This window comes from Olleya sp. UBA1516 (genome assembly GCF_002323495.1).
Taxonomy (GTDB): domain Bacteria; phylum Bacteroidota; class Bacteroidia; order Flavobacteriales; family Flavobacteriaceae; genus Olleya.
On the sequence record NZ_DCQO01000011.1, the window covers coordinates 35327 to 49290 of the forward strand.

At 32.0% G+C, this 13964-nt stretch carries 13 protein-coding genes; 7 read left to right on the forward strand and 6 right to left on the reverse strand.

Going from position 1 to position 13964, the window contains the following annotated elements:
* Window positions 1–60 precede the first annotated feature (60 nt).
* The 3 genes from purL to B2989_RS07045 all read right to left on the reverse strand — a co-directional run bounded on the left by purL (window position 61) and on the right by B2989_RS07045 (window position 7094).
* The gene (purL, locus tag B2989_RS07035; protein ID WP_292946487.1) at window positions 61–3759 is read right to left on the reverse strand and encodes a phosphoribosylformylglycinamidine synthase; all 3699 of its coding nucleotides are present in this window, start codon (window positions 3757–3759) and stop codon (window positions 61–63) included.
* Window positions 3760–3923: 164 nt separating this feature from the next.
* Window positions 3924–5762 (reverse strand): endonuclease, encoded by a 1839-nt coding sequence (locus tag B2989_RS07040; RefSeq protein ID WP_292946490.1) that lies wholly within the window; start codon window positions 5760–5762, stop codon window positions 3924–3926.
* Between the two features lie 120 nt (window positions 5763–5882).
* Window positions 5883–7094 (reverse strand): RsmB/NOP family class I SAM-dependent RNA methyltransferase, encoded by a 1212-nt coding sequence (locus tag B2989_RS07045; RefSeq protein ID WP_292946493.1) that lies wholly within the window; start codon window positions 7092–7094, stop codon window positions 5883–5885.
* A 168-nt stretch (window positions 7095–7262) separates the two neighbouring features.
* Between B2989_RS07045 and B2989_RS07050 the strand changes: the two genes are divergently transcribed.
* From B2989_RS07050 to B2989_RS07080, 7 genes are all read left to right on the forward strand, one after another.
* On the forward strand, window positions 7263–7841 hold the full coding sequence (locus tag B2989_RS07050) for an RNA polymerase sigma factor (protein WP_292946496.1): 579 nt from the start codon (window positions 7263–7265) through the stop codon (window positions 7839–7841).
* A 34-nt stretch (window positions 7842–7875) separates the two neighbouring features.
* Window positions 7876–8190: a hypothetical protein gene (locus B2989_RS07055; protein ID WP_292946499.1), complete on the forward strand. Its 315-nt coding sequence runs from the start codon at window positions 7876–7878 to the stop codon at window positions 8188–8190.
* A 2-nt stretch (window positions 8191–8192) separates the two neighbouring features.
* Complete coding sequence (locus tag B2989_RS07060) at window positions 8193–8654, forward strand: Spy/CpxP family protein refolding chaperone (RefSeq protein WP_292946502.1); 462 nt, start codon at window positions 8193–8195, stop codon at window positions 8652–8654.
* A 135-nt stretch (window positions 8655–8789) separates the two neighbouring features.
* Window positions 8790–9074 carry an EF-hand domain-containing protein gene (locus tag B2989_RS07065; protein WP_292946505.1) on the forward strand — a complete coding sequence of 95 codons (285 nt, stop codon included), beginning with the start codon at window positions 8790–8792 and terminating at the stop codon, window positions 9072–9074.
* A 154-nt stretch (window positions 9075–9228) separates the two neighbouring features.
* The gene (locus B2989_RS07070) at window positions 9229–9762 is read left to right on the forward strand and encodes an EF-hand domain-containing protein (protein WP_292946508.1); all 534 of its coding nucleotides are present in this window, start codon (window positions 9229–9231) and stop codon (window positions 9760–9762) included.
* A gap of 24 nt (window positions 9763–9786) precedes the next feature.
* Window positions 9787–10929: a YHYH protein gene (locus B2989_RS07075; protein WP_292946511.1), complete on the forward strand. Its 1143-nt coding sequence runs from the start codon at window positions 9787–9789 to the stop codon at window positions 10927–10929.
* A gap of 278 nt (window positions 10930–11207) precedes the next feature.
* Window positions 11208–12305, forward strand: a complete 1098-nt coding sequence (locus tag B2989_RS07080) for a WD40/YVTN/BNR-like repeat-containing protein (protein ID WP_292946513.1) — start codon at window positions 11208–11210, stop codon at window positions 12303–12305.
* 130 nt (window positions 12306–12435) lie between these two features.
* Here B2989_RS07080 and B2989_RS07085 read toward each other — a convergent pair whose 3' ends face one another.
* Genes B2989_RS07085 through B2989_RS07095 form a run of 3 tightly spaced genes read right to left on the reverse strand, consistent with a single transcriptional unit; the run spans window position 12436 to window position 13958 of the window.
* Window positions 12436–12885, reverse strand: a complete 450-nt coding sequence (locus B2989_RS07085; RefSeq protein WP_292946515.1) for a glycosyl transferase family 90 — start codon at window positions 12883–12885, stop codon at window positions 12436–12438.
* 11 nt (window positions 12886–12896) lie between these two features.
* Complete coding sequence (locus B2989_RS07090; protein WP_292946519.1) at window positions 12897–13379, reverse strand: hypothetical protein; 483 nt, start codon at window positions 13377–13379, stop codon at window positions 12897–12899.
* 33 nt (window positions 13380–13412) lie between these two features.
* On the reverse strand, window positions 13413–13958 hold the full coding sequence (locus tag B2989_RS07095) for an RNA polymerase sigma factor (RefSeq protein ID WP_292946523.1): 546 nt from the start codon (window positions 13956–13958) through the stop codon (window positions 13413–13415).
* Window positions 13959–13964: the final 6 nt, after the last annotated feature.

A 13964-nucleotide genomic window follows, 5' to 3' on the forward strand; every position in this document is an offset into this window, starting at 1 on the left:
TATGTTCTGAATTATTACAGCATAAACCTAAGAAATTTATTAAAAAAAATATGAATTATCTTACTTTTTATTTTCAATCCATTGCTTCGCATTTGTAAACGCTTCTAACCATGGAGATACTTCATCTTGTCTGTTATCTGGATAGTTAGCCCAATTCCATTGAAAAGTAGAACGCTCTATATGTGGCATCATTACTAAATGACGACCAGTTTTATCACATAGCATTGCAGTATTAAAATCTGATCCATTTGGATTTGCAGGATAACTATCGTAACCATATTTTGCAACAATGTTATACTCTTGCTCTGACTTAGGAAGATTAAATTTACCTTCTCCATGACTTATCCAAACACCTAAAGTTGTGTCTTTTAATGATGAAAGCATTACCGAGTTATTGTCTTGAACTGTTACTGAAGTAAATGCGCTTTCATGTTTTTTAGAGTCATTATGAAGCATTTTTCCATGCACCTCATGTTCTGGATTAATCAACTCTAATTCCATAAATAATTGACAACCATTACAAATACCAATGGATAAAGTATCTTCTCTTTTAAAGAAGTTATTTATGGCTTTATTAGCGTTTTCATTGTATTTTATTGCTCCAGCCCATCCTTTTGCAGACCCTAAAACATCACTGTTAGAAAAACCACCAACAGCTCCTAAAAACTGAATATCTTCTAAAGTTTCGCGACCAGAAATTAAATCTGTCATGTGTACATCTTTAACATCAAAACCAGCTAAATACATTGCATTAGCCATTTCGCGTTCAGAATTGCTTCCTTTTTCACGTAAAATTGCAGCTTTTGGTCTTGGTTTAGAGGTATCTATGTTTGGGAGTTTTCCTGTAAAATGTTTAGGGAAACTATACTGTAAATCTTGTTTTTTATAGTTGTCAAAACGTGTTTTAGCTAAACCGTTTGCAGTTTGTTTTTGGTCTAATAAAAAAGATGTTTTGTACCACATGTCTCTTAATCTAGAGACAGTCATAGTAAAGACCTCAATACCGTTTATAATACTTAATGTATCACTATCTGTAACTTTTCCAATGTTATGAAAAGCAATATTAGCGTCTGTAAGTACTTTTTCTATAGCAGCATCTTTAGATTGAAAAACAATCCCTGAATTTTCAGAAAATAAGACTTTACAAGAGTCCTTTTGGTTTAAAGCAGTAATATCTAGTTCTGCACCTAAATTTACATCAGCAAAGCATAACTCTAATAATGTAGTAATTAGTCCACCAGAAGCGACATCATGTCCAGCTATAATTTGATTATCCTTGATTAATTTTTGGATAGTATTAAATACGGTTTTTACGTACTTAGCGTCTTTAGTGTTTGGAGTGTTATTACCAACTTTGTTTAATATTTGCGCAAAGCTACTTCCTCCTAATTTAAAGTCGTCTTGAGATAAGTTTATGTAATATATGTCACCACCTTGTCTTTTAAAAACAGGCTCGATAACATTTTTAATATTATTACAGTTTGCTGCAGCAGAAATAATTACAGTTCCAGGAGAAATAACCTCTTCGTTAGGATATTTTTGCTTCATTGACAACGAGTCTTTTCCTGTCGGAACATTGATTCCTAAGTCAATTGCATATTCTGAAATAGCTTGTACTGCTTCGTACAAACGTGCATCTTCACCTTCATTTTTACAAGGCCACATCCAATTGGCAGATAATGATACAGATTCTAGTCCATCTTTTAATGGAGCCCACATAATGTTAGTAAGTGCTTCTGTAATACTGTTTCTACTTCCAGCAACAGGATCAATTAATCCAGAGATAGGAGAGTGTCCAATAGACGTAGCAATCCCTTCTACACCATTATAATCCAAAGCCATTACACCCATATTATTTAACGGGATTTGTAATGGACCAACACATTGTTGTTTGGCAACTTTACCACCAACACAACGGTCCACTTTATTTGTTAACCAATCTTTACATGCTACAGCTTCAAGTTGTAATACTTGGTCTAGATAATCGTAAAATAAATTTGGGTTATAAGAGACACCACCATAATTTCTGTCAATTGTGGTATCCGTCATTATTGTTTTTGGAGAGCTTCCAAACATATCCTCTAAAGCTAAATCCATTGGTGTATCACCTTTGGTTTTAGATTTAAATGTAAATCTATTGTTTTCTGTTACGTCACCAACAGTATAAATCGGAGAACGTTCTCTTTCTGCAATTCTGTTTAAATGATCTATATGTTTTTCGGCAATAACTAATCCCATTCGTTCTTGAGATTCGTTACCAATAATTTCTTTAGCAGAAAGGGTTGGATCACCAACAGGTAAGGCATCTAAATCTATAGTTCCACCTGTGTCTTCAACTAATTCTGATAAGCAGTTTAAGTGTCCACCTGCACCATGATCATGGATAGAGACTATAAAATTCTCGTCACTTTCTACCATTCCACGTACAGCATTGGCAGCACGTTTTTGCATTTCTGGGTTAGATCGTTGTACTGCATTAAGCTCTATACCAGAAGCAAACTCTCCTGTATCTGCAGAGGATACTGCAGCTCCACCCATTCCAATGCGATAGTTCTCTCCACCTAATATTACTATTTTATCACCTTTTTTAGGTGTATCTTTTAAAGCTTGGTCTGCTTTACCGTAACCAATACCTCCTGCTTGCATGATTACTTTATCGTAACCAATTTTTCTGTTGGTTCTTTTTTCACCATTAATAATCGTGCTTTTTGCTTCGTCGTGTTCAAACGTTAAGACAGATCCACAAATTAAAGGTTGCCCAAACTTGTTACCAAAGTCTGATGCACCATTACTAGCTTTTATTAAAATATCCATTGGTGTTTGGTATAGCCAAGGACGTGCTTCCATAGCTTGTTCCCATGGTCTATTTTCTTCCAATCTAGAATAAGAAGTCATGTAAACAGCAGTTCCTGCTAATGGTAAGGATCCTTTTCCACCAGCTAATCTGTCTCTAATTTCTCCTCCAGATCCTGTTGCAGCTCCATTAAATGGCTCTACGGTTGTTGGAAAATTATGTGTTTCCGCTTTAAGCGAAATAACAGAGTCGTAATCTTTTTTTACATAGAAATCAGGAACATCTGCACGTTTTGGCGCAAATTGCTCCACTTTAGGACCTTTTATAAAAGCAACGTTATCTTTATAAGCCGAAACAATAGTGTTTGGATGTTGCTTGGAGGTTTCTTTAATTAGTTTAAAAAGCGAAGTTGGTTTTTCTTTTCCATCAATGACAAATGTCCCATTAAATATTTTATGACGACAATGTTCTGAGTTGACTTGAGAAAACCCAAAGACTTCTGAATCTGTTAATGGACGACCTATTTTTTTTGATACACCTTCAAGGTATTCAATTTCTTCATCATTTAAAGCTAAACCTTCTTGTTGATTATAAGATGCTATATCCTCAATATTTAATATTGGTTCTGGTTGGATATTAATTGAAAAAGACTCTTGGTTTAATCCATTATATTTTTCTGAAATCATTGGATCAAAGCCTGTAAAGTCTTTTTGGCAAGCTTCAAATTCTTCAATTCTGATGATGCCATCAATACCCATATTTTGGGTGATTTCTACTGCATTAGTACTCCAAGGTGTAATCATTGCAGCTCTAGGACCAACAAAAAAAGCATCTAATGATGCTTGTTCTATTTTTGGCTGGTTGCCAAATAACCAAATCAATTTAGAAATGGTTTGCGTTGATAATTCTTTTGTTGCTTGAACAGCAAAAAGGTTACTGTTTTGGTTTCCGAAGAAATGAATCATTATATTTTAGTTTGAGTGTTGTTTTTTATAAAGACACAAATTTAGGTTTTTTAGGGTTAATTATAGATAATAATTGCTGCTTAATTTAAGAGTTATTCACTAGGTTTTAAACAAAAAAAAGCGACTTAATTAAGTCGCTTTTTAAATTATAGATTGAGATTTACTTATTCTTTAATCAGTTTTTTAGTAATACTACCGTTTTTGTTTTGTAATCTTAATATGTAGACACCTTTACTTAAGCTAGATAGACTAACTTTATTGTTTTTAGAAGTCACATTACCTTTTAAGATCTTTTTACCTAAAATATCATAGATTTCAAAACTAGAGTTTTCGTTAACTTCAATAGTTAATAAACTAGATTTAATAGGGTTTGGATATATTTTTATTTCTTGTTTATTAAAGTCTGTTGTGCTTAATGTTTGATTATGTTGTCCTAAGTTGGTACATGTGTTAGATGGAGATTCGGTCCATTCATTTAGGTTAAAGGTACTGTTTCCTCCAGAAATATTTGGATTTCTTACCAAAGTAGTGTCTGCAGCATAAATCGTATTATCTCCTAAAGTACCAATTATGTCAATTAGGATTCCGTTTTTAAATAATCCTATAGCATCATTACCATTAAATCCTGTAATGGTATTATTAGAATCATCTACAGCAGCTGTACATACTGATAAATTACTATTACCTATAACATACACGTCATTATTATTGATTGATGCACCACTAGGAAAGTTATAAGTTGCTGTCCATCCCGAGTTACCGTTAGAGCTTAATCTTAGTTCATAACCTGTTAAGTCTGTTATAGCTGCTCCTGTAAAGTTTGCAATTTCCAAAGCTTTATTGTTGCTAGAACCTTCTATATATTCTGAAAAGTATAAATCGTTACTTGTACCTGTACTTCCAGCTAATGTAGTTTCAGTAGCTGTTGTACTTAATGCAGAGGTGTTGTCTTCTGCGTCTCTTGCTCTTACAGATAGCGTGTAAGTCGTTTCTGGTGTTAATCCTGAAATAGTATAAGTCGTTGCGTTTGATCCTGTATTTACGTAATTGTTACCATCAAAAACATCGTAACTTACAACAGCTGTGTTGTCTGTGGATGCTGACCAAGATAAATCAATTGTAGTTGATGTAGGATTAGAAGCTACTAAATTTGTAGGTACTGTTGGAGCTTGTGTATCTGTAGGTCCAGGATTCCATATAGCATTGGCGTATTCTGGATGACTAATAAATGGATTGGCATTACCTTGAAAATTGTAAGCTGAGTTATTACGTTGTATATCTCTAGCATCTACTGGATCAACATTATTATGCCAATCTAATAACAAACTAATAGCCCAACCTTGAAACACTTGGTCATTAGTACCATTAAACATATCAAAACTGGTATAACCATCAACTGTGTTTTCATAACGTGTTGCAAAGTATAACAAAGCTCTAGCAACATCACCTTTAAACTCGTCAATTGGTTCAAAAACAGTTCCTGAATATCCAGGAGCAGCACTTGTTCCTTTTTTAGATCCGTTAGAATATGTATGACTAGCAGAACCCACAATACCAAATGCAAAGCTTCCGCGTCCACCATTAACATAGCCATCTGTTGGATACACGTGATGTATATCATTTTTCATTGGAGAGGCTTCGCCAAATGATGATTGAGGCACTAAATGCTCTCTGTTATAACAAACACCTTCAGCATTGTAATTTCCGCATTGATCAGAGTTGTATGTGTAGCTGTATTGGTCTGTAGCAGTAGGTTTTTCAGAATAAATATCTAAAATTGTATTATCGTTTTCATAATAAAGGTCTCTATCTGTGGTTTCATATCCCAACCATAAACCTGAATAGCCTTGATCAGAATGTCCATTAGTAATAATACTTCTTAATTCTGATTTAAGAGCATAACCAGTTAATCCGGTAGCACTATCATAATAATTAGCTGGTACTTGAGCAAAACTAGTTAGTGTTAGTAGTAAGGTTAATGATAATAAGTAAAATTGTTTCATTGTTAAATTTTAAAGGGTATTACGATATGTAAATTAAATTTATATATGTTATTTGTAACTGAAATAATTGATTTTAAATGTGTTAACTTTTTAAATGCAATTATTTAAGTTGAAATACAATTATTTTCTTTCTAAAAGCGCCATGTAAAAGCCATCATAGCCTGATTGGTGAGATAAAATTTTATTATCCTTGATTAAAGAAAACTCTTTACCACTTTCTGAAGCTAAAAATTTGGTTACTTGATCTTGATTCTCTGATGGTAAAATAGAACATGTAGCATACACTAATTTTCCTCCAGACTTAACCATTCTAGAATATGAGCTTAAAATTTCGGCTTGTGTTTTTTTAATTTTTTCAATAAATTCTGGTTGCATTTTCCATTTAGCATCAGGATTTCTTCTTAAAACGCCTAATCCAGAACATGGTGCATCAATTAATACACGATCTGCTTTATCATAAAGTTTTTTAATAACTTTAGTCGAGTCTATGTGTCTTGGCTCAATATTATGCGCTCCAGCGCGTTTAGCACGACGTTTTAACTCTTTTAATTTATTGTCGTAAATGTCTAATGCAATTATTTGACCTTTATTTTCCATCAAACTTGCAAGGTGCAATGTTTTTCCTCCTGCACCAGCACATGTATCTACAACACGCATTCCTGGTTCTACTTGTAAATATTCTGCAACTAATTGAGAAGAGGCATCTTGCACTTCAAAATGACCATTTTTAAAAGCTTCTGTAGTAAATACATTACCACGTTCGGCTAATTTTAAAGCATTTGGATATTTTGCTAATTCTTCAGTTTCAATATCTAAATCAAATAAATCGGATTTAAGTTTTTCTCTAGTTGTTTTAAGTGTGTTTACTCTTAAAATAACATCTGCTTGCTCATTTAAAGCAGCAGCTTCTTTAGTCCAAACAGCTTCGCCTAAAGCTTCAGCAGCTAACTCATCCATCCAATCTGGAAAAGATTCTTTTATTTTTCTAATTTTAGAAAATTCGTCAAAACGACCTTTAATTTTTCTTGTCGGTGTATTTTCAAAATATTTCCAATCAGGTAGTGTAATACCTTTTAGTGTAGCCCAAACTGCAAACATACGCCAGATTTCATCTCTGTTAAATGGTTCTTTTACTTCAGCAATTTCTGCATAAAGTCTTTTCCATCGTACGATATCGTATGTGGTTTCTGCAACAAAACCTCTGTCACGACTTCCCCAACGCTTGTCACGTTTAAGTAATTGTTGAACAACTTTATCTGCATAATGCCCTTCATTAAAGATTAATAATAACCCATCAACGGTTGCAAAGCATAAATTTTTGTGTAAGCGCATTTTTTTGTATTTAATAACGTGCAAAGTTACGGTAAATAACACTAATTTGTGTTACTTTTTAACATTAAGATAAATAGATATGTCTTTTAACTTTTTTTTTTTATTAAAAGCGCAAGTTTTTTAAGAGTATTGCATCTAAACTTGCTTTAATAGCAATAAATAGCATTTTTGACAGAATCAGATTTTATAGATCAACTTAAAGCACAAAATAGAGCAGCCTATAGTAAGCTCTTGGAGGATTTTCAGCACAAAGTGTTTGGGACTTGTCTATCATTTGTGCCAAATAGGGAAGATGCAGAGGATATTGCGCAAGAGGTTTTTGTAGAGGTTTTTAATTCTATAGATAAATTTAAACAAGAGTCTAAGCTGTCCACTTGGATTTATAGGATTGCTACCAATAAATGTTTAGAGTTTATTAGAAAAAAAAGCGCAAAAAAACGATTCGCTTTTTTACAATCTCTATCTGGTAATGATTATAACTTGGACAAAGCTAGCTATTTTACAGAAATTAATCATCCAGGTTTAATATTAGAGCAAAAGGAAACTAGTGATACCTTATTTTTGGCAATTAATAAATTACCCGAAGCACAACGTGTTGTTTTTACATTAAATAAAATTGATGATAAAAGCTATAAGGAGATTAGTGAAATCACTAATAAAAGTATTGGATCTATTGAGTCATTGCTGTTTAGAGCTAAAAAAAAATTACAAAACACATTAGAAACTTTTTACAAAAATCAAGAATAGCGCAAGTTTTTAAAAACTATTACATCTAAATTACATGAACACTAATAAAAACATTCAAGATAAAATAGAGAAGACAATTAATGTGTTAGACACTATTAATAATATCCAAGCTTCTCCTTTTTTTAAGGATAAAGCATTACTAAAGATGTTTGCCGAAAAAGCAGAGACATCAAAGTCTTGGAAGTGGTTTACACCGCAACTGCAATTAGCAACTTTAGTTTGTGTTGTGCTGGTAAATATATATACAATACAACAAATAAAAAGCGCTAATTATGATGAAGCTATTTCTAGTTTTGCATCAGATTACGGATTGAGCTCAGATACAGAATCTTCATTTTTTAATTTCTAATTATGAAAAAAAACACAGTACTATACCTTTTACTTATTGTTTTAATTATAATGAATGGTTTTTTTCTATTCAATTATTTAGGACGACCAGGTGCTAACAGACCAAATGGGTCCGGTAATTTTATAGTCAACGAATTAAATTTTAGCCCAACACAATTACAGCAGTTTAATAGTTTAGAAGCTAAACACCATAATGCTATACGTGTTATTGGAGATAGTATTAAAATTTTAAAAGTTAAATTATTTAATAGTATCACGTCAGACTCTATAAATCAAGAACAAATAGATAATATTACACAAGCTATTGCAGATAATATTATTACAAAAGAAACTGAATTATTTAACAGATTAAGAGGGATATACCTGTTGTGTGACGCTAGGCAACAGTTACAATTTAAAACTATAATAAAAAAATCTCGAAGATTTGATAATAAAGGTCGAGAAGGTCGTAGAAGGCCTGAATAATTTTTTGTGTGAGTATTTTACTAAAGGACCTTCAATAATTTGAAGGTCTTTTTTTTTGTGTTTAGTTTAACACATATAGCCACAAGTAATTTAAAAACAAGACATTTAAATACCATAACAAATAAATTTTTAGTGATGAAAAATAACATATTAAGTACAGCAGTATTAGTGCTTGGTTTAACAGTTTTAAGTGTAACTAGTGTTAACGCTCAATCTAGCGATAAGCAGAAAAAAGAACCACCAACATTTAGTCAGTTATTAAAAGAATTGGATAAAGATGAAGACGGTAAATTATCTAAATCCGAAATTAAAGGACCTTTAAAAGAAAATTTTGATAAAATTGATACAGATGAAGACGGATTTATATCTGAAGCCGAATTTAAAAAAGCACCAAAACCAAAAAGAAAAGCGCGTAACTAATTTTTTAATAGCAGTTAAAGGCTTCATTATGTAAAACTTATGAGGTCTTTATAATAACGATATATTATTAAGACGAAATAAATTCAATATAAAAACATTTTATCACAAGTTTTTTAGAATAAAAGCATCTAAAGCTTATAAACAGTATTTAAAAATGAAAAATAACCAATTAAAAACAGTATTAACAGTCTTTTCAATGCTATTATGTTTTAGCGTATTTGCTCAAAGAGGTGGAGGTAGACAAGGTGGAAGAGGAGGCGAAAGAGGAGGTGAAAGAGGTCAGCAACGTGGAGGAGCACCAGATGCGTCTGAAATTCTTTCAAAATTAGACACTAATAAAGATCTAGTGATTGATAAAGATGAAGCAGCTAGTGATGAAAGAGGGAAAATGTCAGAAGATTTTGATTTAATTGACGCTAACGAAGATGGAGTGATTGATTTGGATGAATTAAAAGTGTCTTTAGATGATAGTAAGCCTAGAAAAATTTCAGCTAAAAAAATAATCAAAGCTGTTGATGATAATGGTGACGGAACATTAAATGAATTAGAAGTAGCTGCTAAAAAGAAAATTGAATTATCTGATAATTTTAGTAAGATAGATACTAATAATGATGGTGAATTAGATTTGGAAGAATTAAAGGCATTTTTTGAAACTGATGATAATTCTAAACGTAGAAAAAGAGACTGATTTTAAACAAGAATAGCCAAACAAATGAAAAATATATTTAAAATTATTACACTAGTAATTATTGGACTTTTGTTTGGTTGTAATAGTCAAAAAAAATCTACGTCTCATAGTCATGATGGTACTCCAAATCATTCTCATGATACAGATCATGTTGTTACATCCTCTGACAATTATTACGGGAATTACGATTTAGAGGATGCTACTTTTGGGACTAAAACTAAAGTTAGTATTGTTGGAGATACGCGTATTATGGTGACCAATTCATTACCAAACCATGACACAGGAGCTTTTCCTAATCCAGGTAATCCAAATACTATTGCACCTCAGGATATCACTTATTCATTTCCATTAATACCAAAATATACTGGTAAAGCGCAATGGATGAGAGAACCAGGAATTGCTTTAAACGGAATTAAATTTGAGCCTCAAACAGCAGAGGTTGTAGTGTGTGATACAGGAGAAAATTATCGTATAGAGGCTATTCAGGATGTTATAGATCTTGGTTTAGATTTTAATCATGCACATGTACAACCTACAGGTGCTTATCATTATCATGGGACGCCAACGTCTATGATTTTAAAATTTGATACAGGACAAGATTTGGTTCATATTGGATTTGCTCATGATGGTTTTCCTATGTACTATTCAAAAAGTGGACAGTATAAACCTAGCTTTAAATTGTTAGACGGAACCAGAGAAGGTGAGGATTGCACTTATGATAATCCACATCAGCATATGGATATTGCTGTTGGAGGACATCATGACGGAACGTATGGTTCAGATTACGAGTATGTAGCTGGTTATGGAGATTTAGACGAGTGTAATGGTATTACTATAGATGGTAAGTATATGTATTTAGTGACTAATCAGTTTCCGTATGTTGGTCGTTGTGTAATGGGAGAAGTAGAAGCAGAGCAACATGGACCTCCAAATGGTCAGCAGAATAGTCAAGGAGGACGACCGCAAGCATCGCAGATAATAGAACAAATGGATGCAAATAAAGATGGGAAGCTCTCTAAAAATGAGGTTAAGGGACCTATCGCTGAAGATTTTTCTAAAATAGACGCAAACCAAGATGGTTTTATTACTAGAGAAGAACTAGAAAAGATTTTAAAAATCGGTGGGCAAAGACCAAAAGGAGAGCATCCTCAAGGCAAAAGAGGTTGATTTAAATTAATTTAAACACAAACACCTAATAATTAAAATTATAGAAGTGAATAATGGAAGATTATCAACAGGTTTTAGTTAACATAAACTTATACTAATTGATAAAAATAAACACATAAAAGGTATCTATAATGGATTAAATAAAGCTAGCAGAGCATAATTAATTATAGATACAAAAGCATTAAAAATAAAAAGGTAAATAATTTTGGTTGATTATTTTTCAGGAAAGCTTCGCTGTAATGGTGGAGCTTTTCTATTTTTATAGAAAATTAATAATCATGAAAAAATTAATATATCTAATATTTAGTATTTCGCTTATAATTGGATTAGGTAGTTGTGGTATTGGTAAATATAAAACGGTACCAAAACCAATCAAAACCACTTTTACAGCTGTTGAGATTGAAACGTTAATAGAAGATGACGCTTTAAATGTAAGAGCTATTGAAATTATTGATACTGTTGGTTTAGCCTATTTAACGTCTGAAGGAAAATTTGGTATGTATTTTAATAGTGATTTACCAGGATATAATGCGATTAAAAAGGTATTACCCATTCAAGTAAAACACGATAGCATTATTCCAAATTTTAGAGCTTTGGCTGTTACTAGTAATAAAGGTTATGGGTTAAGTATAGGGTCACCTGCTTTGATTTTTAATTTAGATGTTGATTTACATAAAAACACAGTCGTGTATCAAGAAAGTCATGAAAAAGCATTCTACGATGCTATGGAATTTTGGAATGACCAAGAAGGTATTGCAATTGGAGATCCAACAGATGATTGTTTAAGTGTAATTATAACACGAGATGGAGGAGAGTCTTGGACAAAACTATCTTGTGATGTGTTACCAAAAGCAAAAGAAGGCGAAGCTGCATTTGCTGCAAGTGATACTAATATAGCTATTGTAGGCGATAAAACTTGGGTGGCTACAGGTGGTAAGGCTAGTCGTATTTTATATTCTCCAGATAAAGGAAACACTTGGGAGGTCTTTGATACACCAATTATACAAGGCTTAGAAACTACAGGTATTTATAGTATAGATTTTTATGATGAAAACAATGGTTTTGCAGTAGGTGGAGATTACACCAAAGCGGATGATAATGTGGCTAATAAAATAAAGACTACTGATGGCGGAAAAACATGGAAACTTATGTCTGATGGTAGTGGACCTGGTTACAGAAGCTGTGTACAATACGTACCAAATAGCAATGCGCAACAATTAGTTGCAATTGGATTTAAAGGAATAGATTACAGTAGTGACGCTGGTAATACGTGGACGCATTTAAGTGATGATGGGTATTATACTATTAGGTTTATAGATGAAACAACAGCGTATGCTGCAGGAAATAAAAAGATTAGTAAATTAACCTTTAAATAGATTGTTTGAATAGTAGAAATAGCGTCATTCTGAATTTATTTCAGAATCTCATAATTATTCAAAGAAAGAATTTAAAATCAAAACAAGTTAAGTTTAATGCAAAAAAAAGAAGCCTATTGGCTTCTTTTTTTTAGTCTTTTTTATTGTCTTTGTGTCTTCCTCTAAACTCTTCTATCATTTTTCTTTTAAAGGAGCGTTCAGCATTAAATAGTAATACAATTTTTTTGTAACTAATTATTTTTGAAAGCTTATCAACGTAAATTTTATAGCTTTTTACTCTAGCGTCTTCCAAATCTTGCATGTCCTTAATTAGGGTTTCAGCTTCTTTGTTAGTTAATTTTGTAACATCAATATCCTTACGTTTGATGTCAGACGCTTCTCTTAATTTGTTTTTTTGTTCTTCAAAGTCATTGTAAACAGGCCAAAAAGCTTCTGCTTCCTTGGAGGAAAAATCTAATTGCTCTGTAATGTGTGCTACTTTTAAAGCTTTAAGTTTTTCGTGTTGTTTTATTTTATCTTTTTGTGCAATTGCACTAAAAGAAAACACTAAAACTAGTAATGTTATAATATGTTTTTTCATTGTAATATGTTTTATTCTTGGTATAAGTCGTTTAAATCTATATCGTCAATATAGTCTTCAACTTCAATTAAATTATAATCTATAAAATCTGTTTGAGATAATTCCGAGTCATTAATTAACATGTTAAGATCGTTAATTTCAATTTCATCTAAAATATAGTTTTCTACAGTATCTGTATCTAAGCTGTCTAATGTAGGAGCTGCTTTAAATAGGTTTAAATTAAATAATAGTACTATGGCTGCAGCAACGCTAGATAATGATACAATAGTTTTTTTGTTAAACAGATTAAATACTTTAGGTTCTGGCTTATCTAATTTAGATAAAATATTGTTTTCTAAAGTTTCAAAATAACCATCTGGAACCTTAAAACCAGAGGTTTTAGAATGAGCTTCTAATGTTGCTTGCGCTAGAATGGCATCTTCTAATCCTTCAAAGTAGTCCTTAGGGATTTTAAATCCTGAAGTCTTGATTGTATTTAAGCTTTCTTTTTTCATTGTATTATTAAGACTAAAAAAAACGTAATTGGTTTAATGTTCTTTTAAATAGGCTTCTATTTTTTTAGAAGCTAAATGGTAGGATGCCTTTAAGGCTCCTTCACTGGTGTCAAGTATTTCTGATAGTTCGTTGTATTTTAAATCTTGAAAATATTTCATATTAAACACTAATTGTTGTTTTTCAGGAAGTGTTGCTATTGCTTTTTGAAGTTTAAGCTGTATGGCTTCTCCTTCAAAGTAAACGTCCGATTGTAAATTGTTTATTGCTAAATCCTGAGTATCGTGACTAGCAGTGTTTTTTAATTTTGCGTTTCTTTTTAAATGCGTTAAAGCTTCGTTAGTTGCTATTCTATAAATCCAAGAGTATAATTGGCTATCGCCTTTAAATTTATTAATGTTTTTAAAAACCTTTATAAACGTATTTTGTAAAACGTCATCCGCATCGTCATGAGATTTTACTATATGTCTAATGTGCCAATACAATCGCTCTTTGTATAGCGTGATTAGTGTTTTAAAAGCAGCGTTTTTTTCTGATTCAGATTGTAATTGCTGCACTAAAAGTGTTTCGTTCTCTGACATATTAAA